The sequence below is a fragment of the uncultured Eudoraea sp. genome (assembly GCF_947490415.1).
Lineage (GTDB): Bacteria > Bacteroidota > Bacteroidia > Flavobacteriales > Flavobacteriaceae > Eudoraea.
The window spans coordinates 576,661-602,091 of sequence record NZ_CANLGX010000001.1 but is presented as its reverse complement, the minus strand read 5'-3'; the positions used below and the strand labels follow the sequence as shown (position 1 = coordinate 602,091).

Sequence of the window (25,431 nt, the reverse complement as noted above, 5' to 3'; positions counted from 1 at the left end):
ATACTGCGGAGAAGGAACTATCGGTAATCAATTTAAAATCGGATAATCATGTTAAAGAATCACATTAAAATAGCCTGGAGAAGTTTGAGAAAACAACCCTTCTTTACATTTCTAAACACCTTTGGACTGGCCATCGGTATTGCCGGGGCACTGCTTATTTCACTATATATCTATGATGAACTAAGTTATGATAAAATGTTTGCCGATGCAGATCGCATACATAGAGTTAATGCGGATATTAAATTAGGTGGGGAGGATCGCAAATTTGCAGTAACTCCTGCACCAATAGCAGAAACAATTGATAATGATTTCTCGGAAGTGGAATTAACCACACGATTTAGAACAAGGGGTAGTGCCTTAGTTAGAAAAGTTGATACAGAAGTAAATATAAAAGAGCAGCAGGCTACTTATGTGGATTCCACTTTTTTCGAAATGTTTGGTATTGATCTTTTGGTAGGAGATTTAAAAACGGCACTTAAATTGCCCAATACGTTGGTCCTGACCAAAACAGCGGCGGAAAAACATTTTGGAATCAATGAGGCCCTGGGTCAGAATCTTTTATTGAACAACGAGGAAACTTATACAGTAACAGGTGTAATTGACGACTTGCCCGATAATTCTTTTCTAAGAGAACACACGGTCTTTATGGCAATGGCCGGTTATGAAGATTCACGAATAGTTAATTGGGGAAGTAATAACTACCAAACATATATTAAGCTTATTCCTTCTGCAAATATCGAGGATTTACAAGCTCCATTACGGGCCTTTTTAGGCAAATATGTGATTCCGGGGGTACAGCAATTCATGCCCGGTATCACAGAAGAACAATTTAAGGCAGCAGGCAATCACCTAATATACAGCACTATACCTTTAACGGATATTCACTTAAATTCTGACAGAGTAGCCGAAATAAGTGCAAATAATGATATTCAAAGTATTTATATCCTTTCTTTTATTGCCGTATTCATCATCGTCCTGGCTTGTGTCAATTTTATGAATTTGTCAACGGCACATTCTCTTAAAAGAGCTAAAGAAGTAGGAATTCGAAAAACATTGGGCTCCAATAAAGGAGAACTTATCCGTCAGTTCCTGGTAGAATCAGTTTTAGTTTCGTTTGGCTCTCTTTTGTTGGCATTGATATTTGCAGTAATTGCATTGCCTTTTTTTAATGAGCTGGCAGATAAAGATATTTCCATGCCCTATACCAATCCATTATTTTGGTTGATTCTTTTGGCTTCAGCAAGTGTTTTAGGACTTTTATCAGGCAGTTATCCGGCGTTTTTTATGTCGAAATTTATTCCGGTAAAAGTACTTAAAGGAGATAGTGGCAGTCTGGGAGGAAGCAATGTGCGGAATGCGTTGGTTATATTTCAGTTTGCGATTTCCGTTTTTTTGGTTATCAGCACTTTGGTGGTTTATCAGCAATTGGAATATATTCAAAACAAGGATCTGGGATTCTCAAAGGATCAGGTACTTATCGTCGATGATGTGTATACGATTGGTGGGCAAGTAGCATCATTTAAAGAAGAAGTAAAAAAGCTGGGTTTTGTTATTAACGCAACCCTGAGTAGTTTTTTCCCAACTCCTTCAAGTAGGTCTGACAGTGTTTTTGCCCCACTTGAGGGAGCAACAGATCAGGAAAACGCCGTGAGTATGCAGAGGTGGGGCGTAGATTATGACTATATCTCCACAATGGATTTTAAAATTATTGCCGGGAGGGATTTTGATAAGAAATTTAAAAATGACTCAACTAGCATCATTGTAAATGAATCTGCAGTAGCCGTAATGGGGGTAACACCTGAAAAAGCACTAGGGTTAAGTTACACACCAGATATGGAATCTGAGAACCCTAAGTATTATAAAATCATTGGAGTTGTAAAGGATTTCCATTTCTCTCCCTTTAGAGACGAAATTGAATCTTTGAGCATGCATTTGGGAGATTTTGCATATTCCTTGGCCATTAAATTAGAAAAAGGAAGTTTTACCAATGCAATAAAAAGCATTGAAGGGATTTGGAATAAGGTCGCTCCGGGACAGCCTTTTGATTATTATTTTATGGAAGATTCTTTTAATAACACCTATAAGTCCGAACAGCGCTTAGGTCATATTTTCATCATTTTCACAATACTTTCCATTTTAATTGCCTGTCTTGGGTTGTTTGGCCTGGCGGCATTTAATGCCCAAAAACGCACAAAGGAAATAGGCATTAGAAAAGTAATGGGAGCCAGTGTGAGCCAGATTACATACAGACTTTCGTCTGACTTCCTTAAGTTGGTCCTGGTGGCCATCCTTATTTCCCTGCCCATCGGATGGTTTGCCATGAATAAATGGTTAGAGGACTTCTCCTATCGGATTGAAATAGGTTGGTGGGTTTTTGCTTTGGCCACTTTATTGGCAGTCGCTATTGCTATTCTTACGGTGAGTTACCAAAGTATTAAGGCCGCTATTGCTAACCCGGTGAAGAGTTTACGAACAGAATAAAACAAAAATCATGTTAAAAAACCATATAAAAATTGCCTGGAGAGCTCTTAAAAAGCAACCTTTTTTTACATTTTTAAACACTTTCGGCCTTGCCATAGGAATGGCTGGCGGTTTATTAATTGCCTTATACATCTATGATGAGCTAACTTTTGATAAGATGTTTGCCGATGCAGACCTAATTTACCGAATTGACTCGGATGTAAAATTTGGGGGTGCGGAAATTAAAGGGACTGAGGTTGCCGCACCTATGGCGGGGGCTATGCAAAGTGATTTCCCTCAGGTGGAAAAGACTGTTAGGTTTCGGGATAGGGGGAGTATGCTCCTCAAAAAAAGCGACACAGAATTGAATGTCAAGGAACTCAATGTCACTTTTGTGGACTCTACGTTCTTCGATATGTTTGGTATTGAATTACTTGCAGGCGATTCCAGGACCGCATTAACCCAACCGAATACGCTTGTGCTGACCAGGACCGCAGCAGAGAAGCATTTTGGAATACGGGATGCAGTAGGCCAAAACTTGTTGTTGAACAATACTGATATCTATACTGTTACAGGGGTTATTGATGATTTGCCTAAAAACTCTTTTCTCCGGAATCATACTGTTTTTATGGCGATGGCAGGATATGCTGACTCACACGAGAACAATTGGGGTAATTCCAACTACTATACATTTATTAAATTGATACCCGGTGCCAATATCGAGGAGTTTCAAGTACCCTTGCAAGGCATGTTCACAAAATACCTGCTTCCGTGGGCACAGGATTATTTTCCCGGAATAACCGAGGAATCATTTAAAGCGGCAGGGAACTATGTACGCTATCATACTATCGGATTGACCGACATTCATTTAAATTCCACCAATCGTCAATCTGAAATGAGTGCCAACAGCAGTATTCAAAATGTCTATATCCTTTCGTTTATCGGCCTGTTTCTTATGGTACTGGCCAGTGTGAATTTTATGAATCTTTCCACGGCCCAATCGCTGAAAAGAGCAAAAGAAGTGGGTATCCGTAAAACCTTGGGTTCGAATAAACTGGATTTGATTCGGCAATTTTTAACGGAATCAGGGCTGATTTCCTTTATTTCACTCATAGCGGCCCTTATCGTAGCCATAGTTGCACTTCCCTTTTTTAATGAACTTTCAGGAAAGTTGGTTTCCATACCTTATTCAAATCCACTATTCTGGGTTATTTTACTGTCTTCGACAATTGTATTGGGGCTTTTTTCCGGAAGTTACCCGGCATTTTTTATGTCACGTTTTATGCCGGTTACCGTACTCAAAGGAGCTGGAGAAAACAGCGTTGGAGGAAGAAATATTCGGAACTCCCTGGTTGTTTTCCAATTTGCCATTTCCGTTTTTTTGATCATAAGCACTTTGGTCGTTTTTCAACAATTGAAATTCATTCAAAGTAAAGATCTCGGTTATACCAAAGATCAGGTTGTTCTTATTGATGACACTTATGCGGCAGGAAACCAAGTTCAATCCTTTAAAGAAGAAGTACTTAAATTGAGTCAGGTAGAAAATGCGACGCTAAGTAATTTTTTGCCAACCCCATCTTCGCGTTCCAATGGTTCTTACTTTAAAGAGGGTGCCATGAACCAGGAAAACGCTCTTCAGTTACAGACCTGGGATGTTGATCATAATTACATGGCGACTCTGGACATGCAGCTGGTCACCGGCCGAAATTTTGACCGGCAATTTACTACGGACTCAACGGCAGTAATAATAAACGAAGCCACTTTGGCCGTTTTGGGTGTTCGCCCCGAAGAGGCTTTAGGGATGCGACTTTCCCAGGACATTGAGCAGGAAAGACCAGAATTCTATACCGTTATCGGTGTAGTCAAAAACTTTCATTATGAATCGTTACGGGAAAATATCGGCGCCCTGGGTCTTTTCCTGAATAATTCTACGGGAAATATGGCCATTCGACTAAAAGCCGGGGATTTTTCAAATACCATCACAAATATCGAACGTATATGGAACGAAGTCGCACCGGGACAACCTTTTAGTTATGGTTTCATGGATGAATCTTTCAACACTACCTATCAGGCCGAACAGAGATTAGGTAAAATATTTATGGTATTTACGATATTATCTATATTAATTGCCTGTTTAGGCCTGTTTGGCCTGGCAGCCTTTAATGCTCAGAAACGCACCAAAGAAATAGGAATACGTAAGGTGTTGGGAGCCAGTGTTGGTCAAATTACCTTTGGTCTTTCATCGGACTTTCTCAAGTTGGTGGCCGTTGCCATACTTATCTCACTGCCTATAGGATGGTTTGTCATGAATAAATGGTTAGAAGATTTCTCCTATCGCATTGAAATTGGATGGTGGGTTTTTGTTTTGGCGACTCTTCTTGCGGTAACCATTGCAATTATTACTGTAAGTTACCAAAGTATTAAAGCTGCGATGGCTAACCCTGTAAAGAGTTTGAGAACTGAATAAATCCAGTTCCTGTTTGTATAGGATCAAAAAAATAGAGATTAAGCATGTTATTACAACTGAACAATATTTATAAATGGGTTAATTCGGGAGGTCAGCGTATCTTTTTGTTAAAAGACATCAATCTTGAAGTGGAACAAGGTGAATTTATCTCTGTAATGGGCCCTTCGGGTTCCGGTAAATCTACCTTATTGAATGTTATTGGTATGCTGGATAGTTTTGATGAGGGAGAATACCATTTTCTGGAAGAATCTGTTCATACCCTTAAAGAAAAACATCGTGCTCAGATGTATAAGGAATATATTGGCTTTGTCTTCCAATCGTATCATTTGCTGGATGATCTAACCGTACAGGAGAATCTGGAAATGCCCCTTTTATACAAGAAATATAAATCTCCGGAAAGGAAAGCAATGGTGGCAGATATGCTGGACCGCTTTAATATTGTGGGTAAAAAAGACCTTTTCCCCGTTCAACTTAGCGGTGGGCAGCAGCAATTGGTGGGTGTTGCCAGGGCTTTGATTTCCAATCCAAAACTACTATTGGCCGATGAACCTACAGGCAACCTCAATTCAAAACAGAGCGAGGAGATAATGGAGCTTTTTAAACAACTGAATAATGAAGGGGTGACCATCATTCAGGTGACACATTCAGAAAGCAATGCCGCCTATGGCTCCAGAATCATCAATCTGCTGGACGGCAGAAGGGTTTAATTTAATTGCTTCCGCGGAACGGTATGCACCACAGGGATGTTTTGGCATATTGGCAGTAGTTGTTCCGGATCAATAATTCAGTCTTCCTCTTTGACTTTTAAGGTTAGAGGAATTCATTTACCTTCACGAAATAAGCCTGAATCAGGCTTATTTCTCCTCTTTTGGAGGAGGCAGAACAAATGGTTCAGGTTGAGGGTCTATTGGTAATAATTCTTTACCCTGCAAAGCGGGATGATCCGCCGGAATAAACGTTGCGCGAAATTCAAAATAAGGTTCAGGCATTGGATTTTTTGGTTCACCGTTGTTTTTACGAATCTCACCCCTATAGGGATTCAGGTATTCCCAGACAATTTCTTTTTCAGGTGTTACTTCAAAAAAGCGTCCCTTAGCCCCTTCGTTGATAAATGTATTGCCATTCTCCATCCTATGAGCACCGGAAATATAACTGCTATAAAACGATAGCGTATCTGCGGCCATATAAAACCAGGTGGGTTGTTCAGGGCCATAAGATTGATCTTCAGTTATTACATATTGTCCATTTTCATCTATTGGCGTGGTAATCTCGAATACCATAGAATAATTTAGAGAATCAGAATTCCTTTCCTCAAAGTCAAAATCCCCGGGAGGATGATTGTTGAATAACGTCAAATTACCTGCACCCGGCTTTCCGGGCTCTATCCATCGCACATCATGTTGTCCAAATAACTGCCGGTCTGTTGAATCGCCCATATGATAATTTTCGGGATTTCCCCAACGGAATAGTATATCTCCGCCTTTTCCACTGTTTCCGCCCTCATGACCTGAAGCTTCTTCAGTAGATACACTGTGGTCAATTATAAATACTTCGCTTAACTCCGGTGAGCTAAAAGCGATTTGATCTAATTCGGCATTATAATTAATTGCGTTAATATGAAAAATATCTGAATGTGGATTATCAAGAGTAAGGTTTCTCCCGCCCCTTCCCATGGCTTTTAAAATATCAAGACTGTCCTGGGTTATACGAGCAGGAATTGAATCACCTAAATTGAAATTGAATAATTCGGGATGCTCGGAGACATTGCCATAATTTGCTTTGGCTTCATCATAATCCTGGATCAGGTGATCCTCTATGCGCCATTCCCATACAATTTTACCTCCCCTGGTACCTTGGGGTTCTATTTCTATAATTTTTTCCATCCATGGCCCCGACCTTGGAATGAGTTCTGGTTTTCTACCACGAGCCAGTGCATAGTCATAAGAAGATGTTTCGTATGCTATAGCCAGAACATTGCCATTGGGCATAACTGCAAAATCATGATGTACTATTTGCGTAGTATCAGCATATTCAAAATCCCACAACATCTTTCCATCCCAGCTAATTTTTTGAATCCGGCCATAAGGGCCGCCAAAACCGAAGACTGGAAAATCCGGATCCTCTGCAGCCAATAAAATAGAACCGTCATCCATTAGATATGCATTGAATGCTCCATAATTTCCCTTCCATTGATGCACCACTTCCCCTTTTCTGTTGACAAGATAAGTGTAAGGCGAATTAGGCACAGAAAACATGACATAACCGGGGATAAGGCCATCGGTCGTTTTAGTTAACCCCCTGGGAATATAATACCCAAACATGTCCCGGCCTTTTTTAGTTATTGCTTCATTATGCAGTTTGTGTTCTCCACAATTATAAAGTAGCCCCATCAGGATAATGGCGCACAGGGAAAGTAATTTTTTCATCATTTGGCTGGTTAATTAATGGATTAAATTTATAGTGAATATTTCATATTTTAAGCGATAACATTTTAAAATCGATAGATTTAAATAGCAACGCTAACCCCTTGGATATCTTACTATAGAAGATTTTCTTGTTCGACTCTTTAACAAGACTCCGGTCGTGTAATAAAAGGAATGGCAATGCCTCTAATGAGATCAATGCCATCCGTATCCTTATTTTTAAAAGGGGAAACCCCTTCTGTACTCTCACAGTTTTACACACTGTCAAATTATGCTTTTTTTTCTTCTTTAGCTGGGGGAGGCATTACAAAAGGCTCAGGTTGTGGATCCAAAGGTTTTAGCTCTTTTCCCTGTAAAGCAGGGTGCTCTGCCGGCACAAAGGTGGCACGGAATTCACTAAAAGGCATAAACATAGGATTATTGGGTTCCCCATTCGGTTTGCGAATTTCCCCCCTGTAAGGATTCAGGTATTCCCAGACAATCTCATTTTCCGGAGTCACTTCAAAGAACCGTCCCCTGGCCCCTTCGTTGACAAATGTATTTCCATTATGCATTCTATGAGCTCCGGAAATAAAAGGACTGTAAAATGAAAAGGTATCCGGGGCCTTGTAAAACCAGGTGGGTTTTTCCGGACCAAAGGATGCATCTGCATTTAACACATACTCCCCATTTTCATTTAAAGGAGGTGTGATCTCAGTCACCATGGAATAATTCAGGGAGTCAGTCACACCCATTTTAAAAAAGTCGAAATCCCCCGGAGGATGGTTGTTGAACACTGTCAGGTTTCCTGCACCTGGTTTACCTGGTTCTATCCATCTAACATCGTGTTGTCCAAATAATTGCCGGTTAGTAGAATCACCCCTATGATAATTTTCGGGGTTACCCCAGCGGTAAAGAAAATCACCTCCCTTTCCGTATTTTCCACCTTCATGACCAGCCGCCTCCTCAGTTGTTGTGCTGTGGTCTATGATGAAAACTTCACTTAAAATGGGAGAACTGAATACAATCTGATCCAGTTCCGGATTATAATTTATGGCATTGAAATGGAAAATATCTGAACCCAAATTATCTGTAGTCTGATTTCTTTCGGCCATACCCATTGCTTTCATTACATCCAGGCTATCCTGTGTTATTGGAGGAGGAATAGGCATTCCTAAATTGAAATCCAACAATTCCGGATGTTCGGCCGGATTGCCGTAATTGGGCTTGCTTTCGTCAAAGTCCTGAATCAAGTGATCTTCCAGATACCACTCCCAGATAATTTTACCTCCCCGGGGTTCCTGAGGTTCAATTTCCACAATTTTTTCCAACCAGGGTCCCTGAGGTGGTATCATTTCAGGTTTTCTTCCATTGGCAATTGCCTCATCAAATGATGTAGTTTCATAGACAATTGCAAGAATGTTCCCATTAGGCAAGACTGCAAAATCGTGATGTATTATCTCTTCTTCCGTGGCATGTTCAAAATCCCACAATATTTTACCATCCCAACTAATTTTTTGGATCCGGCCATAGGGTCCGCCAAATCCAAAGACCGGATAATCAGGGTCATCCTCACCCTGAAATATGGTACCATCTTCCATCAGATATGCATTGAAAGCTCCATATGTTCCTTTCCATTCGTGCACCACTTCCCCTTTTCTGTTAACAAGATAGGTGTAAGGTGAATTAGGCACTGAAAACATAACATAGCCCGGACTAAGGCCCTCAGTTGTTTTGGTCAATCCACGGGGAATATAGTTCCCAAAAATATCGCGGCCCTTTTTCGGAGCGGGTTCATCAGAGTGTTTGTTATCACTACAATTAAAAAGGAGCACCATTAGGATAATGGTGCTAAAGTAAAACAGTTTTTTTTTCATATAAAGTTGGTTGATTAATAGTTTAAATTAGGCGTAAATATTTTAAGTTTAAAAACAATTGGAATAGTAATGCCGCTGGTTATCCGGCAATGCCATCTCCGTCAATATCCTGATTGAGATGGGTCTCAAGTGCTTCCAGGGTTTTTCTAAGGAGTGTCTTTGTGTTCTCCAGTTCGGCCTCTAAATTAGCAACCCGGTCTTCAACACTGTCTGCCTGTGCCTGTTGTTTATCCAGTTCTTCCTGTTGCAGTAAATCCCAAAATATCCCCATGTTAATTGTTTTTATTTAGTTAACTGATTTTTAGGAATCCTCTTTGTTGGAATCCTTTTTATTGTTTTTTTTCATTTTATGATAACCCCCTAGTAACCGTATCCCAAGTCTTGCGAAAAGGATTATGGCAATGACCATTACTATATCAATACCATCCATATCCTTAATTTGTAAAAATCAATTCCTATTAAATTCAGCCTGTGTTACGCACTGTCAAAATCAAGCCTTCTTTTCCTCTTTAGGAGGTGGCATTACAAATGGCTCGGGTTGAGGATCCAGTGGTTTTAAATCCTTTCCCTGTAAAGCCGGATGATCTGCCGGGATAAAAGTGGCCCGGAACGTACTATAGGTCCCAGGCATCATATTTGTTGGTTCCCCATTAGGTTTGTGAATGGTACCTCTATAGGGGACTAAATATTCCCAGACAATTTCTCCGTCAGGAGTCACTTCAAATAAACGGCCTTTGGGCCCTTCATTAATAAACGTATTACCATTTTCCATACGATGTGCCCCGGAAATAAAGCTTCCATAAAATGAGATGGTATCCTTTGCTACGTAGTTCCAAAATTGTTTCTCAGGGCCAAAACCATTGTTAGCCATCATTTGATAGTTGCCATCTTTTGTTAAAGGGGGTTTAATTTCATATATAGCCGAATAGTCCAGACTGTCAGGCCCCATGGGAACATCATTGTTATAAACCGTAAGATGTCCCTCACCTGGCTTGCCTTTTTCTATCCATCTTACATCATGCTGCCCAAAAAGTTTCCGATTAGTAGAATCGCCATGACCATAATTTTCGGGATTTCCCCAACGGTATAAAAAATCCCCTCCTTTCCCACTTTTTCCACCTTGGTGACCCGCAGCTTCTTCCGCGGTGACACTGTGGTCAATGATATAAATTTCACTCAACCTGGGAGAGCTAAACACTATCTGGTCCAATTCTGGATTATAGTTTATGGCATTAATATGGTAAATATCTGAACGAGGATTATCAATGGTGAGATTCCTGCCTCCCCTGCCCATGGCTTTTAAAACATCCAGGCTGTCCTGCGTTATGGCCGGCGGAATAGAATCTCCCAGGTTAAAATCCATCAATTCAGGATGTTCTGACACATTGCCATAATTGGCTTTGGTTTCGTCATAATCCTGAATCAGATGATCTTCAATGCGCCACTCCCAGACAATTTTGCCCCTGTTGTTGGCCTGTGGTTCTATTTCAATGATTTTTTCCATCCATGGGCCGGATCTTGGAATAAATTCTGGTTTCCTGCCCAATGCTAGGGCATAGTCAAATGATGAAGTTTCATAAGCAATTGCAAGAATATTCCCGTTGGGTAAGACCGCTATATCATGATGTACTATTTGTGTAGTATCTGCATATTCATAATCCCATAACATTTTTCCATCCCAGGTTATTTTTTGTATCCGCCCGTAAGGCCCTCCAAAACCAAAGACAGGATAATCGGGATCCTGTGCACCCGTTACAAGAGAACCATCATCCATTAGGTATGGACTATGAAAGGCATAATTACCTTTCCATTCATGCACTACTTCCCCTTTTCTGTTGATCAAATAGGTAGAGGCAGAATTGGGAACAGCAAACATGATATAACCGGGACTAAGTCCTTCAGTTGTTTTGGTTAAACCCCGTGGAATATAATGCCCAAACATATTGCGGTCCTTTTTACCAGCTGTTTCATCAGTTGTTGGCTTATCGCCGCAATTAAAAAGCAGTGCCAAAAGGATCATGGCACTGAGATAGAGAAGAATTTTTTTCATTGGTTTTTGTCGTGGTTGATTAACAACTAAAAATAGATTATAATTATTAATTTTCAGAAGATATGAGGTAATTTATCAGCCAATTTTAAATATTCCCCTACTGGGGATAAACAAGAACCTTTGAAAAATAAGGCTCATACTTCCATTGGACCCACTATTCAGGTATAGAAATTTACCAGTTTTTGGAGAATCACGGTAAAGGCCTAACCATAATATCCTTATAAAAAACAACACTCCCCGGGTCATGACCCTGGAGTGCAAAGGTACCTTCTTTTAGCACCCTGTACACCCCGTCTCCTTCCCGCAGTGGGTTTTCGGGTTCTGTATAATCAACAACTACTATGTCATTTATTTTGACAATAATACGCTTGTCTTCTACTTTTACATATTCTGTATACCATTCATTATCTGCGGCATAATTTTCCTTAACATCGACAATATTGTACAAACTGCCTGTACGCTTCCAGTCGCTCTGTGAATTATTTACCTGCACTTCATAGCCATAGGCAGGCCACCCGTCTTCCTGATATCTGGTATGGATATAAATACCTGAGTTGGCACCTGGCTTGGTCATCACCTTTGCCTTAAATTCAAAATTCTTAAAATTATGGTTTTCCACATTGCCGACATAGAATAAGTGCGATCTTTCCCCGGCTACTTTAATGGTGCCATCTTCTACCGAAAAAGTCGAAGCGTTCACACCTGCTTTCCAACCCTCAAGGTCTTTGCCATTAAATAAGGAAATCCAGTCATTGCCATAGTCACTTTTTGTTTCCTGCCCCAACATTGGATTTATACTTCCAAGACTAAGAAGGAGGATAATCGCATATTTTAAACTAAGTTTTATCATGATTTAAATTTAAATGTTTGTTTATTATCAGGACTTTTAAATAGTATTTGCAAGCGCCTTTTCAACAACTGCACACGTTTTTTCATAGCTGTTTTTCAGAATGGTCTCGGCATCCATGGTCTCCCAATAGTCCTTATTAAAAAGCTCTACAGAAAAACCACCCCTGAATCCGGCATTATATAGTTTGGGGATTACCTCGTTAAAAGGGCAAACACCTTCTCCTGGCAATACCCGGTCTGAATCCTTTAGCAATTCATAGGAAGGGCCTGAGGGGTAATCATTAATATGAATAACGGGTAATTTTTTTCCATTCAGGATATCAATGGTATCCCAATCATTCCCCCCACGGTAAATATGATAAAAATCTAAAAGCATTGTTGCTTTAGGATGCCCTGTGGAGATTACTATTTGAGCACAATCCGCTACCTTGTGTAAGGCGCCCATGCCCCAAAGTTCTATAATTGGAGTTACCCCGGTTTCCTCTCCCAGTTTAAGGATAGCATTATATCTTTCAGCATAATCATCGTATTTGTTTCTGTCCAGGTATTCGATTCCCTGCACAGTAGCTGCAATATATTTTCCACCCAGACTGGCGGTAATTTTCATTTCTTCGCCTAGTTGATCAATTGCTTTTTTTCTTTCTTCCGGGTCATCACTGATCCATTTTGAAAAGCCTATCATGTTTTCCAAAATCAAGTTACGGGCTTCTAACTTTTCTTTTAAGAATTCACTGCTGCCGCCTTTCTCCAAATAGGCCTTTACATCGCGCATCCACAATTCAATTCCCTCAAATCCTGCGTCTGCCACCATATCAATTTGTACATCAACATCTAGTTTATAATGTAAAAGTGTGGAGGTATTTAGACTAATTCTTACAGGTAGTTTTTTCTTTAATGAAGTGTTTTTAAAGTAAGGCTGATCCTGCGCACTTGTCTTAAATGCATACCCGCCCATTGCCGCCAGTGAAACCTTAAGGCTCGTAGTTATCGCTTTTCTTCTGGAAATTTTATGTTTCATTATTCAGGTGGTTATTCGTTTATCCCATACGATTTTTTTATCTTAATAAAGGTCTTACAATAAAATTAGTATATTGGGTATAAGGTAATTAATAAGAGGATTAAGATAACCAATTTAAACCTAAACATAAATTATGAAAGCACATAAAATGTTATTGTTATTGTTAGCAATTCTTTGTTGTACTTCCGCTTTAGCGCAGTCAACTATAAGTATAGAGGAAAGAAATGAACGTATCCGTGAGCGATGGAACCGTAGCCTGGTAAATAATCCTTCGTATACCTTTAATAAAGAAGCGAATAATCTGCTAAGTCAGACCACTGAATCTGTACAAGCCGGAAAAGCACTATGTGTTGCTATGGGGCAGGGAAGAAATGCGTTATATCTGGCCAGGAAAGGTTGGGATGTCACAGGTTTTGATCTTGCAGACAAGGCTGTTGCCTATGCCGATAACCAGGCCAAAGTTGAAAATGTTGAGTTAACAACGGAAATAGCCAGTTTTGAAACTTTTGATTATGGAACAGAAAAATGGGATCTGATCACCTGGTTATATGGCGGTTGCCTTCAAATAGAGGGAATAACCAAAAAGATAAAAACGGCCCTGAAACCTGGTGGGCTTTTTATATTTGAGTTTTTTCATCGTGAGGCTGGGATAGAAATGGGGCGCCCTGAATTTGGCTGCCAGCAAAATTCAGTTAGGGATATGTTTACAAAAGAAGGCGGCTTTGAAGTCTTATTGTATGAAGAAAAAGAAGGAGTTGCCGATTATGGAATGGAAAAGAATAAATTAATTTATATGGTGGTCACCAAATTATAATTACCTGTCAGGCAGAACTGCCAATCTTTTTATTGAGAAAGTAAGTTATAACACCTATGGCCAGGATTAAAAGCCCTACCATACTTTCCATTGGTTTGTCTATTATCAGATACCCCAGGATCCAAAGACTAAATATAATAAAGGCAACAGGGAACAAAGGGTAAAACGGGGCTTTAAAGCCAGTGGATGCATGTTCCTTTTTACGCAATATAAATACACCAGAAACGGTAAGAGCTGCACTCAGTTGTAAAATAAAACCACAATAGAGTAATACACTTTCAAAAGTACCAGTAATGACATAGGTGATGCTTAATAGTGCCTGCAGCCAAACCGCTGCTACCGGAAGTTTGTTTTTATTTTCCCTTTTTAAAAATCGCCAAAGCTTATAATCTTTGCTCATAGCCATAGACACTCTTGGTCCTACCCATATCATGGCACTGATACTCGAAATCAAAAAGAAAGAAATTAAAATATTAATGGTTTTGGAGCCCTGGTTGCCAAATAGATTAATAGCATACACATGTCCAATATCCAGTTGCCCCTTTAAATCAGGCAGTGTTCCGTGCTTTAGGAAAACAAACTGCATGAAAACATATAATAAAGTAACAAGAAGAGTCCCACGGAGAAGTGCCCTGGGCAGGTTTTTACGTGGCTTATCTATCTCTTCAATAATGTATGCCGCAGCATTCCAGCCGGTATAGGAATAAGTCACATATACAAAAGCTATGGCAAATGAAGGGGTTACTATTTCTATCGTCCAGGAATCGGAAAAGTTAAGTGCAGAATCACCCTGGGGATAGTAAAACCCGATAAGTATAAGAATAAGGATCAACAAGACCTTAAACCAGCTCGCATAAGATTGAAATTTGCTGCTCACATTAAGGCTGAATGAGTGTATAACAGATAGTAGCACTATAACCGATATGGCCAGAAGGGTGTTGTTTACCTGCAGGACGTTTCCCAAATAGGCCCCCAAGGCCATAGCGGCCAGTGCTACCGGGGCAGCGAATCCTACAGTCAGTGAAATCCAGCCTGAAAGATACCCCAGCAGGGGATTAAACAATTTGGAAAGAAATATATACTCCCCGCCAGATTTATTGATCGCACTTCCAATCTCGGCGTAGCAAAAGGCACCAATAATTGCCATGACGCCTCCCAATGTCCAAAGGAATAGAATAGACCATGTATTGGTCACATCCTGAAGCTGAAACCCCAGGCTTGTAAAAACACCGGTTCCAATCATATTTGCAACCACCAGGGCGGCGGCTACTTTCCAGCCTATTTTATTCTTTATATTATCCAGGTTTTAAAACTTTATGTGGTAATTCCGAATCTCAATTATTGGTTCCTGTTATTAAGAATACAAAAAAACCCCTTAATATAAGGGGTTTTATGTTAAATAGAAGATATTACCATTTACCTAATAGGATTCTGGTACCTGTGCGTATTACGGAAACCCCACCATTATTTTCACCAAATTCTTTCCAGGCTTTCCTTCGGGCTTCAACCTGATCCGGGCTAAGAAGGGCATCCATACCTGCCATAGCAGATTTGAAATCCTTATAGCCCTGAATTACCATATGAGTTTCCCCATGTGGAGAACGACCAGAAGAGATACTTCCCAATACAGTTAGTCTTACATCTGATTTAAACGAAGAAAAATATTTTTCCCTGGCTTCTACAAAGGCAGTGGGATCTTTCACATGAAGGTATACATAATTTTGAACAGGCCAAACATTACCTTCTGTAGCCGGACCGTGGGTAGAAATACCGCGCCCCATAAAAGAACTGAAGGATCCTTTGATGAGCTGGTTTACTCTTGTCAGAAAGAGGTCCCAGGAATCGCTCTGCGCGCCGGAATATTGATTTCCCATTGCATCCAAAGAACCCGAAAACCCAATGGAATGAGTATAGTTATTACCGCTGTCGTTAAAGTGGTTTTCAAAGAAACGTACGGTAACGCCATCCTGCTTGTGCTCTTTAAAATAATCTTGTACCAGTTTTAATACAGCAGCTTCATTTTTAGGCTCCACACTAAAATTGTAATAGGTCCAATAAAAATCCTGGGCACTAATAGAGAAGGTCACAAATAAAAGTGACGTAAGAATTAATTTTTTCATTTTGTTTTGGTTTTTAGTTACTGCTAAAAAGGTAGTAAAAAAAATGGATTTGAGCCTATTAAAGTGCAAAACAATAACCCGGAACCACAGTGTACCTCTATTATAAATGGTTTGTCATTTTCGGGAGATTATCCCCGCCCGTAATTAAAGATCTCTGTTTTAACCCGTAGGGCGATCTAATTTGGGATACAGACTGCGGAACCGTTGGGCCCTGTAAACCGAATAACGAACCTTCGGATTCTGTATGATTACTTTCCATAATTTCTTCATTATTAAAATCTTAGATAATGAATTGATACCATTCGGACAGAATTACGGTAGTTTGGTCATAACTTGATTGGATAAACCCTTTCTTATCCATATCATTAATAAACTTTCTTATTTATAAACTAAAAACTAACTTATTATGAAACGTATTTTAACCTTACTATTTATTTTATTGCTGGCATTACCCGGCTTTTCTCAAACAAATCCGAATTGGGAGTATTACAGGACCATGCGCTGGAAGGCGAAAACCGGACAGGCAGATGACTTTAAAAAAGCCGCTGCTAAAAAGACTCAAATGTTCAATAACAGCCCTGAAAATGCCATTGTTACCTATCAAATAATGACGGGTTCAGATCAGGGTATGTTCGAAAGGGTTCAGGTAGCAAGGACATTAGATAACCTCTATAATGCCGATAACACCAAAGAGTTGGAATATTGGGCCAAAAACGTTACCCAATTTGCGGAGAACCCCGAAGGCGGTAAAATTTGGTGGCGGATTAAAGGCTGGAGCGCAAATTGGGAAGAAGGCGGTACACCTAGCAAGTATATGGATGTACAAATAATAACTATTAAAACGGCCAACACTAGTGATTTTAGGCGCTATATGACCCGTCGTATGGATATAATAAAAGAGAATTCTACCAGAAAGATAGCTGTTTTTAAAATTAGCTCGGGAGGTCAGTTAGGGGAATTCAGGATTATCACATTTTTTGACGATCCAATGAAAGCCATGGGCGAATGGAAGTCAGAGGATTTTGATTTTGAAGATGCTTACAATGAGAAATATGGGTTTAACGCTTATATGACGGATAGAGATCTTTACACAAAAGCCTTCGAAATTTATGGAAACCTTGTGGAAACGCATAAGCTTGTCCCTGAAATGTCATTTATGGGCAACTAAGGCCTCAAAGTATCTTTTATATATCTCTTTCTAAAGAGAATTGGACCAAACATAAAAATCCGGATTTTTAAATCCGGATTTTTTTATAGCTTAAATTTAATGAGGAAATGCAGTGGATTATAAATAAATAATAATTGGAAATCCAAAACTACCTTGAAGCAAAAGTTGTATTCAAATCACCCATGGATGCAGCTAAGACACGTTCAGCCTTAATAAGTAAATCCGGGACATATTCTTTATATAAAACTACGACTAAAGCAATTAAAATTATAGACAGGGCCCCTGTTAGAATTCTGACTGTAAATAAGCGTTCTGAAGCTTTCATATGGATTGATATATTGGTTGGTTTTTTAAATTTAAGAAAAAAAATTAACAATTAACAAATTCTTAACAGGTTTTATTCCCTGGCATTCCCGAGACGCCTACTATTAACAACTTAGATATTTTTTAGTTAGCCGGATAGTTAATTGAATTAATTCTTAAGTTTATATACTTTGAAAAAATTATTATTATGGGCACGCGCAGAGAATTTGTACAAAAAATAACCGCCTCAGCGGTCGGACTACCAATTTTATTCAATTCAACCAATCTTTTTGCCAACTCGGGCTCGTTCTATGACGGACCGGTTTTGCGGGTTGCAATAATGGGCCTTGGGAGTTATGGAACCCGGGTTGCGGAAGCAATGCAAAGTTGTAAGCGAGCTAAACTTGTCGGGTTAATTAGTGGGACACCTGCAAAAGTCACCAAATGGAAGGCAAAGTATAATGTTCCTGATAAAAATTGCTACAATTACGAAAATTTTGATCGGATAAAGGACAATCCTGATATTGATGCAGTTTACATAATAACGCCAAACGGACTGCACTGTGAATTTACCAAACGAGTTGCCCTTGCCGGGAAACATGTGATTTGCGAAAAGCCAATGGGTATTAATGCGCGGGAAGGGCAGGAAATGGTAGACGCCTGTAAGGCCGCCAATGTTAAATTACTGATTGGATATCGCATGCATTTCGAAGCTAAAACTCTTGAAATTGTGCGGATGAGCAGAGCAGGGGAATTTGGAAAAATTATTTTCTTTCAGGGGCAATCTGGTTTTATAATTGGCGATCCCAACCAATGGCGGTTGAATAAAAAACTATCAGGAGGCGGAGCTATGATGGATATTGGTATTTATTCCATTAACGGGGCACGTTACATGATAGGGGAAGAGCCCATTTGGGTTACAGCACAGGAGACTAAAAACGATCCTGTTAAATTCAAAGAGGGAATAGATGAAACCATTCAGTTTCAATTAGGATTCCCCGGAGGCGCTGTGGCCTCTTGCCTTTCTACCTATGCAGTAAATCATCTGGATAGATTTTACCTTGCCGGGATAGACGGGTGGGCCGAAATGCAACCGTCTACAGGTTACGGACCTATTAAAGCCCGAACCCATAAAGGGGAACTGACTGATCCTCATATTACCCACCAAACTGTACAGATGGATGAAATGGCGGGAATTATTTTAGAAAATAAAGAGCCTTTTATTCCGGTTGATGGAGAAGAAGGGGTGAAGGATATGAAAATTATTGATGCTATTTACAATGCCGTTAAAACAGGAAAGAAGGTAGATTTGACCTGAACCTGATTACCAAAAAAAACTAAAGCTCACCACAAACGTTTTTTGTAAATTGCACACGCTTTAAAAAAGGAAGCAACATAATTTTATACCATAAATTCAATTAGTATGTCCAAAACGTCACATAAATTATTTGATTTAAGAGCAAAATGGCTCTTTCTCTTTGTTATAATCCTGTTATTTTCTGGGTGCAAAGAGAAGCAGGAAAATTCAGTAAAGGAGCCTGTTTTGAAAATAAGTCCGGATAATGAAGGGATAATTGTTCCCGATGGTTTTGGGGTAATGAAGGTAGCAGATTCTTTAGGGGCCCCACGGCATATTGCTGTTAATTCTAATGGGGGCGTTTACCTGAAATTAAGAAAACCAATAGATGGAGAAGGTATAATTTATCTAGAAGACCAGGATGGTGATGGGATAGCTGATTCCAAAAAAGGGTTTGCAGATTATGGAGGAACCGGGATCTATCTGGATAACAACTATTTATATGCGTCATCCGATGAGGAGATTTTTAGGTATAAACTGAATGCCGAGGGGGAAGTAACAGATACTAATTCGCCAGATACCCTGGTGACCAAATTGGTTTCCTATAGAACACATGCTACAAAATCCTTTACTATGGACGGGGACGGAAATATTTACGTAAATATAGGTGCTTATTCCAATGCCTGCCAGGAAACAGACAGAACTTTGGGTTCACCCGGAGTGATGCCTTGCGCCATTCTTGATTCGGCGGGAGGCATATGGCAATTCAGGTCAGATAAATTTAAACAGTCTTACGGGGAAGGAAAACGATATGCAACCGGCTTAAGAAATGTGGTAGGGCTCGACTGGAATAACCAACTGAATAAATTAGTGGTCACACAACATGGAAGAGACCAGCTGAATACCCTCTATCCTGATCTATATGACACAGAGACTTCGGCTAAATTGCCTGCTGAGACAATGTATATCATAAATGAAGGCGACGATGCGGGCTGGCCTTATATTTATTATGATCAATTTCAGAATAAGAAGATTTTATCCCCGGAATACGGTGGGGATGGTAAAAAAACAGCTGGCGAAAATGCTATAGACCCTATAACCACTTTTCCTGCACATATGGCTCCCAACGCCTTGCTTTTTTATACAGGAGATATGTTTCCTGAGGAATATAAAAATGGCGCTTTTATTGCTTTCCACGGTTCATGGAACAGGGCACCTGAAAAGCAAAAAGGATTTTTGGTTGCCTTTGTACCTTTTAATGACGGAAAACCCAGTGGGGAGTGGCAGATTTTTGCTGATGGCTTTGCCGGCATAGAAGAAGTATCTTCCCCTAGCGAAGCTAATCACAGACCTACCGGTTTAGCCCAGGGCCCGGACGGTTCTCTTTATGTATCAGATGATGCCGGAGGCACTTTATTTAGAATCGTATACAACAAAAAATAAATAAGATTGCGAAAAGGTCACTTAAGTACATATATAAGTAAACACACGGTTGCAATTTTTCTTTTTGGACTTGGGTTAATTGTTTTATTGAATAGCTGTTATTCATCCAAAAAAGAAAAAAAGCCGGGTTCTGAAACTGAAATTCAAACTGTTTCAAAATCACTTCCTAAGGCGCCTGAAGCTGCACTGCCACCCTATATGGCAGATGGCAGAAAGGTATACAGGCAAGTGTGCTTAACCTGTCATCAGGCCAATGGAAAAGGAGTCTCCGGATTAAACCCTCCCCTTACCCAAACAGACAATGTGCTGGGAGACAAGAACAGGTTGTTGGAGATTATTATTAAGGGATCTGAAGCGAATCTAAAAGACAATACATCTGAATATGCCAATGTTATGCAGGGTTATGGAATGTTGGGGGACAAAGAAATAGCCAATGTGGCATCTTACATACGAAATAGTTTTGGGAACAAGGCAGAACCAATTACCGTCGAAGAAGTAACTTCTTTTAGATCAGTAAATAAAAAATAGCGCGGGTGTAAAGGTTTTAACCCCTGCCAATATAAGGCATTTTATTGGCCATAATTGTGATAAAAGGGACATTGGTATTTAGAGGCAAACCGGCCATATAAACTACAGTACGGCCTACGTCTTCTGGGTTTATCGTAGGTTCTATTTTATATGAACCATCAGCCTGTAACGTTCCTTTTTCCATCTTTTTTGTCATTTCACTTTTAGAATTGCCGATATCAATTTGTCCACACGCAATGTTGTAAACCCGGCCATCCAGGGAAGTAGATCTGGTTAAGCCGGTTACCGCGTGCTTACTCGCCGTATAGGGTGCAGAGTACGGCCGTGGTACATGTGCGGAAAGTGAACCGTTGTTTATTATTCGTCCTCCCATTGGATCCTGAGATTTCATAATTCTGAATGCTTCTTGTGTACAGAAAAAGACACCATTTAAATTTGTATCAATCACATGCTTCCATTCTTCTATGGTAAGTTCTTCCATTGGTTTTACAGGCGCACTTACACCTGCATTATTGAAAAGTAAATCCAGACGGCCATAAGTCTTTAGAATTTGAGCAAAAAGATTTTTTACACTTTCCGGGTTTTTAACATCAGTTGGCACAACCATGGTATCCGACTTATTACACGAAGCTGCTGTTTCCAGGAGATTCTTTTCCTGCCTTCCCGCCAGTACTACCGTCCATCCATCCTTATTTAAGGCTATGGCTACAGCTCTCCCAATACCAGACCCTGCACCTGTTACTATGGCAATTTTTGATTTTTGATTCATCGTTAATTACAAATTAGATTTTACTATTCCTGCTACTTCAAGACACAACCTTATAATTACTTCAGGTAAAATAGTTAACCCCATCAAGGTATTATACCACCCGATTTCGGATGGGTTCTCCCCTGGCTAATTGAATAATATTCAAAGCAGCAAGCCGCGACATTTCATTTCGGGCTTCTATAGTGGCAGATCCTATATGTGGTGTTATCGCTACATTTTCGAGCTGTAATAAAGGATTGTTTGCTGCCATTGGTTCCGGATTAGTTACGTCAAGGCCCGCTCCCCAAATGCTCCTGTCCTGCAAAGCTTTAATAAGATCTTTTTCGTTATGGATACCACCCCTGGCTGTATTTATGAAGATAGAATTGGAGTTCATTTTGCTAAAGGCATCATAATTAAATCTATTTTTAGTAGCAGCTGTAAGTGCACAATGAACAGAAAGAACATCACTTTGTTTCAATAGATCATCGAAAGAGACATAAGTGGCTTTTAAATTCTTTTCGGCTTCCTTATTTCGATTGCGATTATGGTAAAGTATTTTCATATCATATGCCCCGGCACAGCGTTTTGCAAACTCGGTTCCTATTCTGCCCATGCCAAAAATCCCAATAGTTTTTTCTTTTAATTCCATTCCTAAGTTTGCCTGTGGCCGAAACGGCCCCCAATCATTATCGATTATTTTTTTATGCATGAAGAACATCTTTCTGGACACGGCCAGCATAAGTGCAAAAGCAATATCGGCTGTGGCATCAACCATAGCATTGGGAGTATTTGCTATTGGTATATCCAATTCTGCGGCCTTCTTTAAGTTGATATTGTCATAACCTGCTGCAAATTGCGAGATTAATTTCAGGTGCTTATTGCTTTCTAAAAAGACGCTGTCTATTTTATATGTACTTGTGGAAAGCAGAATGTCATGTTTTTGTGTCGCAAGCATAAGTTGCTCATCGGTCATCGGGTTATCATCTGTCCAAACGGTAACTTCCAACCCTTCATTGCGGAGCATTTCTATGCCAATAGGGGGAATATTCAGAGAGACTAATACTTTCATTGGTCGAATATTGCGAAAACTAGATTTGACTTACCTCTTTAGCTTTGACTTGTTGTTGTGTCTTCAATACTTTAAAAGCTCTATTTTCCTAAAATCTATAGGATGGCTGTTAGATTGTAAGGAAATATAGCCGTCTTTTACCGAAGTGTCACCATTAACAATAAGTGTTTTAGCTACCTCATGCTCAGGGTTATAGGTTGGGTTGGAATAGCTTAAGATTTCTTCCCCGTTTGCAAAGTGGGATATTTTACCATCTTTTACATCTATTTCCAAAGTCACCCATTGATCCCCGTGAAAAGTCCTTTTCACTGAGGGAGGTGTACAATAGCTTGTATTTTGCTGCCCGTTTAACTCTACAAAAATACCATTTGCGCAAATTTGGCCAACAGGCCTTTCATCTGTTCCGTTGCCACCATGTAGATTATATTCCAGGGAAACAGGAAATGGCTGATCTTCTTTTAAAGATGCAGGGGACTGAGAATGGAATTGAACACCACTATCTCTAAAGCCCCATTCAGGTGCCCCGGGAGCTGTTTCTCCTACAAATCGGTATTCTACTTTTAATCTGTAGTTTGCTAATTTCTCATTAAAATATAAAGCTCCAAACCTATTGTTGAAATCATCGCCATAAGCGTCGTAACGAATACTCAAAATACCATCTGAAACCCGAAAAGTATTTCCAAAATTTTCTCCTAAAGGATGTCCTGTAATTTTCATTGTCCAGCCATCTAAATCGGTTCCGTTAAACAAAGGCTTCCAATTGTTTAATGTAGTTTTTTGCTCAACAGGCACAGATTCTTCTTTTTGGGAGGTAGAATTTTTCTCTTTACAGGAAGTTATAAAAAGAAAACAAAGGAATAACACATAGACAAAACTCTTCATAATAATTCAATTTTGGGCTGGTCTTTAAAATCTAATAATAAAATAGTGAAGGGTATACCAAAGGAATCAGTCAGGTCAAATACTTTGGAGTGACGTACACTACTATTTAAACCTAAACACAGCTAATCTAAAATAACAATTATCCTTATTTTTTCTTTTTAAACAATAAACGAATAAAATAAAGTATGCCATATTGCTTTGCAGAAGACAGGATCGGTCCAAACCAATTATAAGGTTGTATACTTTCCTTAAAATCTCCTTTAAGGCCCTTTATTTCTTCCCATGCAATCTGCCTTTCCAGCCTAAGGCGTTTTAGGTCGTGATTTATTTCTTTACTATTATTATACTGCTTCATTTAATTGAAAAATTGTTTAGACATTCCCCGAACAATCAGGTTTTCTATTCGAGTTCTAAAGGCATAGACAACAGCTCCAACTGCGCATAAAATTGCTGCGCTAATCAAACAGGCATAAACCATATTTCCTATTAGGTTGCCCAACGCTAAAGTTCCGGCAACAATCAACAAAATAAGTATCAAAAAGCCGAGGCTGCCCAATATGGCTGCTTTGCAAAACATAACGACAGTGGCAGTAAGCTGCTGAAAAACTTTAAGTTCGTAATACTCCTGTGTCTTCGTTAAATACTCTTCACCTAAGTTAACAGCTTTATTTGAAGTTTCATTAAGGGATTCTAGTACACTCATCAGGTAGTTTTCTGCAATTTTTTATTCTTAGCTTTTAATTCTGCCAATTTTTCCTCCAAAGCAGTAATAACATCATCCGCCTTGTAACTTACATCTGACAGGAGACCTTCCATACGGCTCTCCAATGTTTCGGATTCCGAAGCCAGGGTATCCACAACCCTGTCTTTTAAATCCATCGCGGTTTCAGACAGGTTTGCCTTTGCGGCGGCGGCTTCTTCAGCTAATTTTCTTCTTGTAACTTCTCCTTTATCAGGAGCAAACAAAACTCCTAAAGCTACGCCTATTGCCGCGCCGGCAATAAGTCCTATTAAGGTATTTCCGGAATTATCCATAATTTAAATTTTAAAATCATTGAAGATAACAATGACCAATTAAAGATACAACATTGGATGTTAAACTTGATAAGGCATAACTTAAATAATGTAGTTAATGACGTGCATAACGCTTATGAATTATCAGGAATGGACGCTTCTTTTGGAAAGGAAGCTAAAAAATTTATTTATTTGAACTGTCAAGATTAACCCCTATTCCTATATAAACAGTCGAAGTATATTGCGACCGGTTAATTGGCGTCTGACTGTCAAAAAAATAATAGAATGAGCTATTCACATTTATCTTTTCGCTAAGTGGCACCTCAATTTTGAACTGTTCCGAGATGTTATAATTACTAAAATCTCTATATAGAGGCTGATAATAGAGTATGTTGGTAATATTTATTTTACTTTTTGGCAGTACAATTGAGAGTGACATATATGTATTATTCCTGTGGTTGTAAAATTTTTGGTTTAGAGGATCACTGATCTCTACTTCATACATATAAGAATTTGCTAAATACATCCTTATGTGTTCAGTTGAAATTGCCTTAAAACGCAAACCTGCTGCTATTAGATGTCTGCCGCTAACGTCTAATAATTTATTGCTCTGACTTTGGACAAAGGTCTCAATTCTTATTACCTGGGTAAGTCTGTAATTAAATCTAAGATGCAAAAGCCAGTTGTTTGAAAAATCCTCCCCCTTGGAGCGGATAAGCCCTAAATTGCCCAGGAAAAAATATAACTTACGAAAATCCTTAGATTTTAACTGTGTGTATATTGCATCACTCACTTCAAAGATATAGTTCCCGTCATTATCGTTATACCTAAATGAAAAATCGTTATTCAAAACAAACCTGACAGAATCTGTTTGCATTCTTGCGGACTCTATATTCACAACTTGCGCATAAATGGAATT

General features: G+C 39.4%; 24 protein-coding genes. 8 read left to right on the top strand and 16 right to left on the bottom strand.

What is annotated here, in order from left to right; genetic code table 11:
• The first annotated feature begins 48 nt into the window (after nucleotides 1–48).
• From Q0874_RS02660 to Q0874_RS02650, 3 genes are read left to right on the top strand one after another with little or no spacing between them, the layout of a single operon-like run.
• The gene (locus Q0874_RS02660; protein WP_299159033.1) at nucleotides 49–2,481 is read left to right on the top strand and encodes an FtsX-like permease family protein; all 2,433 of its coding nucleotides are present in this window, start codon (nucleotides 49–51) and stop codon (nucleotides 2,479–2,481) included.
• A gap of 10 nt (nucleotides 2,482–2,491) precedes the next feature.
• Nucleotides 2,492–4,927, top strand: coding sequence for an ABC transporter permease (locus tag Q0874_RS02655; RefSeq protein ID WP_299159030.1), 2,436 nt, complete (start codon nucleotides 2,492–2,494; stop codon nucleotides 4,925–4,927).
• A 44-nt stretch (nucleotides 4,928–4,971) separates the two neighbouring features.
• Nucleotides 4,972–5,634, top strand: coding sequence for an ABC transporter ATP-binding protein (locus Q0874_RS02650; protein ID WP_299159027.1), 663 nt, complete (start codon nucleotides 4,972–4,974; stop codon nucleotides 5,632–5,634).
• 147 nt (nucleotides 5,635–5,781) lie between these two features.
• Here Q0874_RS02650 and Q0874_RS02645 read toward each other — a convergent pair whose 3' ends face one another.
• The 6 genes from Q0874_RS02645 to Q0874_RS02620 all read right to left on the bottom strand — a co-directional run bounded on the left by Q0874_RS02645 (nucleotide 5,782) and on the right by Q0874_RS02620 (nucleotide 13,123).
• Nucleotides 5,782–7,356, bottom strand: a complete 1,575-nt coding sequence (locus Q0874_RS02645; RefSeq protein WP_299159024.1) for an aryl-sulfate sulfotransferase — start codon at nucleotides 7,354–7,356, stop codon at nucleotides 5,782–5,784.
• Nucleotides 7,357–7,619: 263 nt separating this feature from the next.
• Complete coding sequence (locus Q0874_RS02640; protein WP_299159021.1) at nucleotides 7,620–9,206, bottom strand: aryl-sulfate sulfotransferase; 1,587 nt, start codon at nucleotides 9,204–9,206, stop codon at nucleotides 7,620–7,622.
• 79 nt (nucleotides 9,207–9,285) lie between these two features.
• A complete protein-coding gene (locus Q0874_RS02635; protein WP_299159018.1) occupies nucleotides 9,286–9,477 on the bottom strand; it encodes a hypothetical protein in 192 nt (63 codons plus the stop codon).
• A gap of 219 nt (nucleotides 9,478–9,696) precedes the next feature.
• Nucleotides 9,697–11,256: an aryl-sulfate sulfotransferase gene (locus Q0874_RS02630; protein WP_299159015.1), complete on the bottom strand. Its 1,560-nt coding sequence runs from the start codon at nucleotides 11,254–11,256 to the stop codon at nucleotides 9,697–9,699.
• A 190-nt stretch (nucleotides 11,257–11,446) separates the two neighbouring features.
• Complete coding sequence (locus tag Q0874_RS02625) at nucleotides 11,447–12,106, bottom strand: DUF1080 domain-containing protein (RefSeq protein ID WP_299159013.1); 660 nt, start codon at nucleotides 12,104–12,106, stop codon at nucleotides 11,447–11,449.
• 36 nt (nucleotides 12,107–12,142) lie between these two features.
• Entirely contained in the window at nucleotides 12,143–13,123 is a 981-nt protein-coding gene (locus Q0874_RS02620) for a sugar phosphate isomerase/epimerase (protein ID WP_299159011.1), read from the bottom strand.
• A 133-nt stretch (nucleotides 13,124–13,256) separates the two neighbouring features.
• Here Q0874_RS02620 and Q0874_RS02615 point away from each other — a divergent pair, with 133 nt between their 5' ends.
• Complete coding sequence (locus Q0874_RS02615; protein WP_299159009.1) at nucleotides 13,257–13,937, top strand: bifunctional 2-polyprenyl-6-hydroxyphenol methylase/3-demethylubiquinol 3-O-methyltransferase UbiG; 681 nt, start codon at nucleotides 13,257–13,259, stop codon at nucleotides 13,935–13,937.
• Nucleotides 13,938–13,944: 7 nt separating this feature from the next.
• Here the strand turns inward: Q0874_RS02615 and Q0874_RS02610 are convergent, their stop codons facing one another.
• Together Q0874_RS02610 and Q0874_RS02605 are read right to left on the bottom strand one after the other, a co-directional pair.
• The gene (locus Q0874_RS02610) at nucleotides 13,945–15,219 is read right to left on the bottom strand and encodes an APC family permease (RefSeq protein ID WP_299160089.1); all 1,275 of its coding nucleotides are present in this window, start codon (nucleotides 15,217–15,219) and stop codon (nucleotides 13,945–13,947) included.
• 127 nt (nucleotides 15,220–15,346) lie between these two features.
• Entirely contained in the window at nucleotides 15,347–16,057 is a 711-nt protein-coding gene (locus Q0874_RS02605; protein WP_299159006.1) for a hypothetical protein, read from the bottom strand.
• A 406-nt stretch (nucleotides 16,058–16,463) separates the two neighbouring features.
• Between Q0874_RS02605 and Q0874_RS02600 the strand changes: the two genes are divergently transcribed.
• Nucleotides 16,464–17,225: a hypothetical protein gene (locus Q0874_RS02600; protein ID WP_299159004.1), complete on the top strand. Its 762-nt coding sequence runs from the start codon at nucleotides 16,464–16,466 to the stop codon at nucleotides 17,223–17,225.
• 148 nt (nucleotides 17,226–17,373) lie between these two features.
• On the opposite strand, the gene Q0874_RS02595 is transcribed toward Q0874_RS02600, so the two are convergent.
• Nucleotides 17,374–17,550: a hypothetical protein gene (locus Q0874_RS02595; protein ID WP_299159002.1), complete on the bottom strand. Its 177-nt coding sequence runs from the start codon at nucleotides 17,548–17,550 to the stop codon at nucleotides 17,374–17,376.
• 186 nt (nucleotides 17,551–17,736) lie between these two features.
• Here Q0874_RS02595 and Q0874_RS02590 point away from each other — a divergent pair, with 186 nt between their 5' ends.
• The 3 genes from Q0874_RS02590 (at nucleotide 17,737) to Q0874_RS02580 (ending at nucleotide 20,796) form a co-directional block, all read left to right on the top strand.
• Nucleotides 17,737–18,846 (top strand): Gfo/Idh/MocA family oxidoreductase, encoded by a 1,110-nt coding sequence (locus tag Q0874_RS02590; RefSeq protein WP_299159000.1) that lies wholly within the window; start codon nucleotides 17,737–17,739, stop codon nucleotides 18,844–18,846.
• Nucleotides 18,847–18,951: 105 nt separating this feature from the next.
• On the top strand, nucleotides 18,952–20,268 hold the full coding sequence (locus Q0874_RS02585) for a PQQ-dependent sugar dehydrogenase (protein ID WP_299158997.1): 1,317 nt from the start codon (nucleotides 18,952–18,954) through the stop codon (nucleotides 20,266–20,268).
• A gap of 6 nt (nucleotides 20,269–20,274) precedes the next feature.
• Complete coding sequence (locus Q0874_RS02580) at nucleotides 20,275–20,796, top strand: cytochrome c (RefSeq protein ID WP_299158994.1); 522 nt, start codon at nucleotides 20,275–20,277, stop codon at nucleotides 20,794–20,796.
• Nucleotides 20,797–20,812: 16 nt separating this feature from the next.
• Here the strand turns inward: Q0874_RS02580 and Q0874_RS02575 are convergent, their stop codons facing one another.
• From Q0874_RS02575 to Q0874_RS02545, 7 genes are all read right to left on the bottom strand, one after another.
• Nucleotides 20,813–21,565: an SDR family oxidoreductase gene (locus Q0874_RS02575; RefSeq protein WP_299158992.1), complete on the bottom strand. Its 753-nt coding sequence runs from the start codon at nucleotides 21,563–21,565 to the stop codon at nucleotides 20,813–20,815.
• Nucleotides 21,566–21,656: 91 nt separating this feature from the next.
• A complete protein-coding gene (locus Q0874_RS02570) occupies nucleotides 21,657–22,616 on the bottom strand; it encodes a D-glycerate dehydrogenase (protein WP_299158990.1) in 960 nt (319 codons plus the stop codon).
• Between the two features lie 63 nt (nucleotides 22,617–22,679).
• Nucleotides 22,680–23,498 carry a DUF1080 domain-containing protein gene (locus Q0874_RS02565; protein ID WP_299158988.1) on the bottom strand — a complete coding sequence of 273 codons (819 nt, stop codon included), beginning with the start codon at nucleotides 23,496–23,498 and terminating at the stop codon, nucleotides 22,680–22,682.
• Between the two features lie 145 nt (nucleotides 23,499–23,643).
• Nucleotides 23,644–23,853 carry a hypothetical protein gene (locus Q0874_RS02560; protein ID WP_299158986.1) on the bottom strand — a complete coding sequence of 70 codons (210 nt, stop codon included), beginning with the start codon at nucleotides 23,851–23,853 and terminating at the stop codon, nucleotides 23,644–23,646.
• Nucleotides 23,854–24,201: a hypothetical protein gene (locus tag Q0874_RS02555; protein WP_299158984.1), complete on the bottom strand. Its 348-nt coding sequence runs from the start codon at nucleotides 24,199–24,201 to the stop codon at nucleotides 23,854–23,856.
• The gene (locus Q0874_RS02550; RefSeq protein WP_299158983.1) at nucleotides 24,201–24,533 is read right to left on the bottom strand and encodes a YtxH domain-containing protein; all 333 of its coding nucleotides are present in this window, start codon (nucleotides 24,531–24,533) and stop codon (nucleotides 24,201–24,203) included. Before Q0874_RS02550 ends, Q0874_RS02555 begins: the two co-directional genes overlap by 1 nt.
• Before the next feature lie 163 nt (nucleotides 24,534–24,696).
• Entirely contained in the window at nucleotides 24,697–25,410 is a 714-nt protein-coding gene (locus Q0874_RS02545; RefSeq protein WP_299158981.1) for a DUF481 domain-containing protein, read from the bottom strand.
• Between the last annotated feature and the right edge of the window lie 21 nt (nucleotides 25,411–25,431).

Coding starts and splice junctions, on each gene's coding strand:
- Q0874_RS02660 (WP_299159033.1), top strand. CDS start 49: ATGTTAAAGAATCACATTAAAATAGCCTGGAGAAGTTTGAGAAAACAA.
- Q0874_RS02655 (WP_299159030.1), top strand. CDS start 2,492: ATGTTAAAAAACCATATAAAAATTGCCTGGAGAGCTCTTAAAAAGCAA.
- Q0874_RS02650 (WP_299159027.1), top strand. CDS start 4,972: ATGTTATTACAACTGAACAATATTTATAAATGGGTTAATTCGGGAGGT.
- Q0874_RS02645 (WP_299159024.1), bottom strand. CDS start 7,356: ATGATGAAAAAATTACTTTCCCTGTGCGCCATTATCCTGATGGGGCTA.
- Q0874_RS02640 (WP_299159021.1), bottom strand. CDS start 9,206: ATGAAAAAAAAACTGTTTTACTTTAGCACCATTATCCTAATGGTGCTC.
- Q0874_RS02635 (WP_299159018.1), bottom strand. CDS start 9,477: ATGGGGATATTTTGGGATTTACTGCAACAGGAAGAACTGGATAAACAA.
- Q0874_RS02630 (WP_299159015.1), bottom strand. CDS start 11,256: ATGAAAAAAATTCTTCTCTATCTCAGTGCCATGATCCTTTTGGCACTG.
- Q0874_RS02625 (WP_299159013.1), bottom strand. CDS start 12,106: ATGATAAAACTTAGTTTAAAATATGCGATTATCCTCCTTCTTAGTCTT.
- Q0874_RS02620 (WP_299159011.1), bottom strand. CDS start 13,123: ATGAAACATAAAATTTCCAGAAGAAAAGCGATAACTACGAGCCTTAAG.
- Q0874_RS02615 (WP_299159009.1), top strand. CDS start 13,257: ATGAAAGCACATAAAATGTTATTGTTATTGTTAGCAATTCTTTGTTGT.
- Q0874_RS02605 (WP_299159006.1), bottom strand. CDS start 16,057: ATGAAAAAATTAATTCTTACGTCACTTTTATTTGTGACCTTCTCTATT.
- Q0874_RS02600 (WP_299159004.1), top strand. CDS start 16,464: ATGAAACGTATTTTAACCTTACTATTTATTTTATTGCTGGCATTACCC.
- Q0874_RS02595 (WP_299159002.1), bottom strand. CDS start 17,550: ATGAAAGCTTCAGAACGCTTATTTACAGTCAGAATTCTAACAGGGGCC.
- Q0874_RS02590 (WP_299159000.1), top strand. CDS start 17,737: ATGGGCACGCGCAGAGAATTTGTACAAAAAATAACCGCCTCAGCGGTC.
- Q0874_RS02585 (WP_299158997.1), top strand. CDS start 18,952: ATGTCCAAAACGTCACATAAATTATTTGATTTAAGAGCAAAATGGCTC.
- Q0874_RS02575 (WP_299158992.1), bottom strand. CDS start 21,565: ATGAATCAAAAATCAAAAATTGCCATAGTAACAGGTGCAGGGTCTGGT.
- Q0874_RS02570 (WP_299158990.1), bottom strand. CDS start 22,616: ATGAAAGTATTAGTCTCTCTGAATATTCCCCCTATTGGCATAGAAATG.
- Q0874_RS02565 (WP_299158988.1), bottom strand. CDS start 23,498: ATGAAGAGTTTTGTCTATGTGTTATTCCTTTGTTTTCTTTTTATAACT.
- Q0874_RS02560 (WP_299158986.1), bottom strand. CDS start 23,853: ATGAAGCAGTATAATAATAGTAAAGAAATAAATCACGACCTAAAACGC.
- Q0874_RS02555 (WP_299158984.1), bottom strand. CDS start 24,201: ATGAGTGTACTAGAATCCCTTAATGAAACTTCAAATAAAGCTGTTAAC.
- Q0874_RS02550 (WP_299158983.1), bottom strand. CDS start 24,533: ATGGATAATTCCGGAAATACCTTAATAGGACTTATTGCCGGCGCGGCA.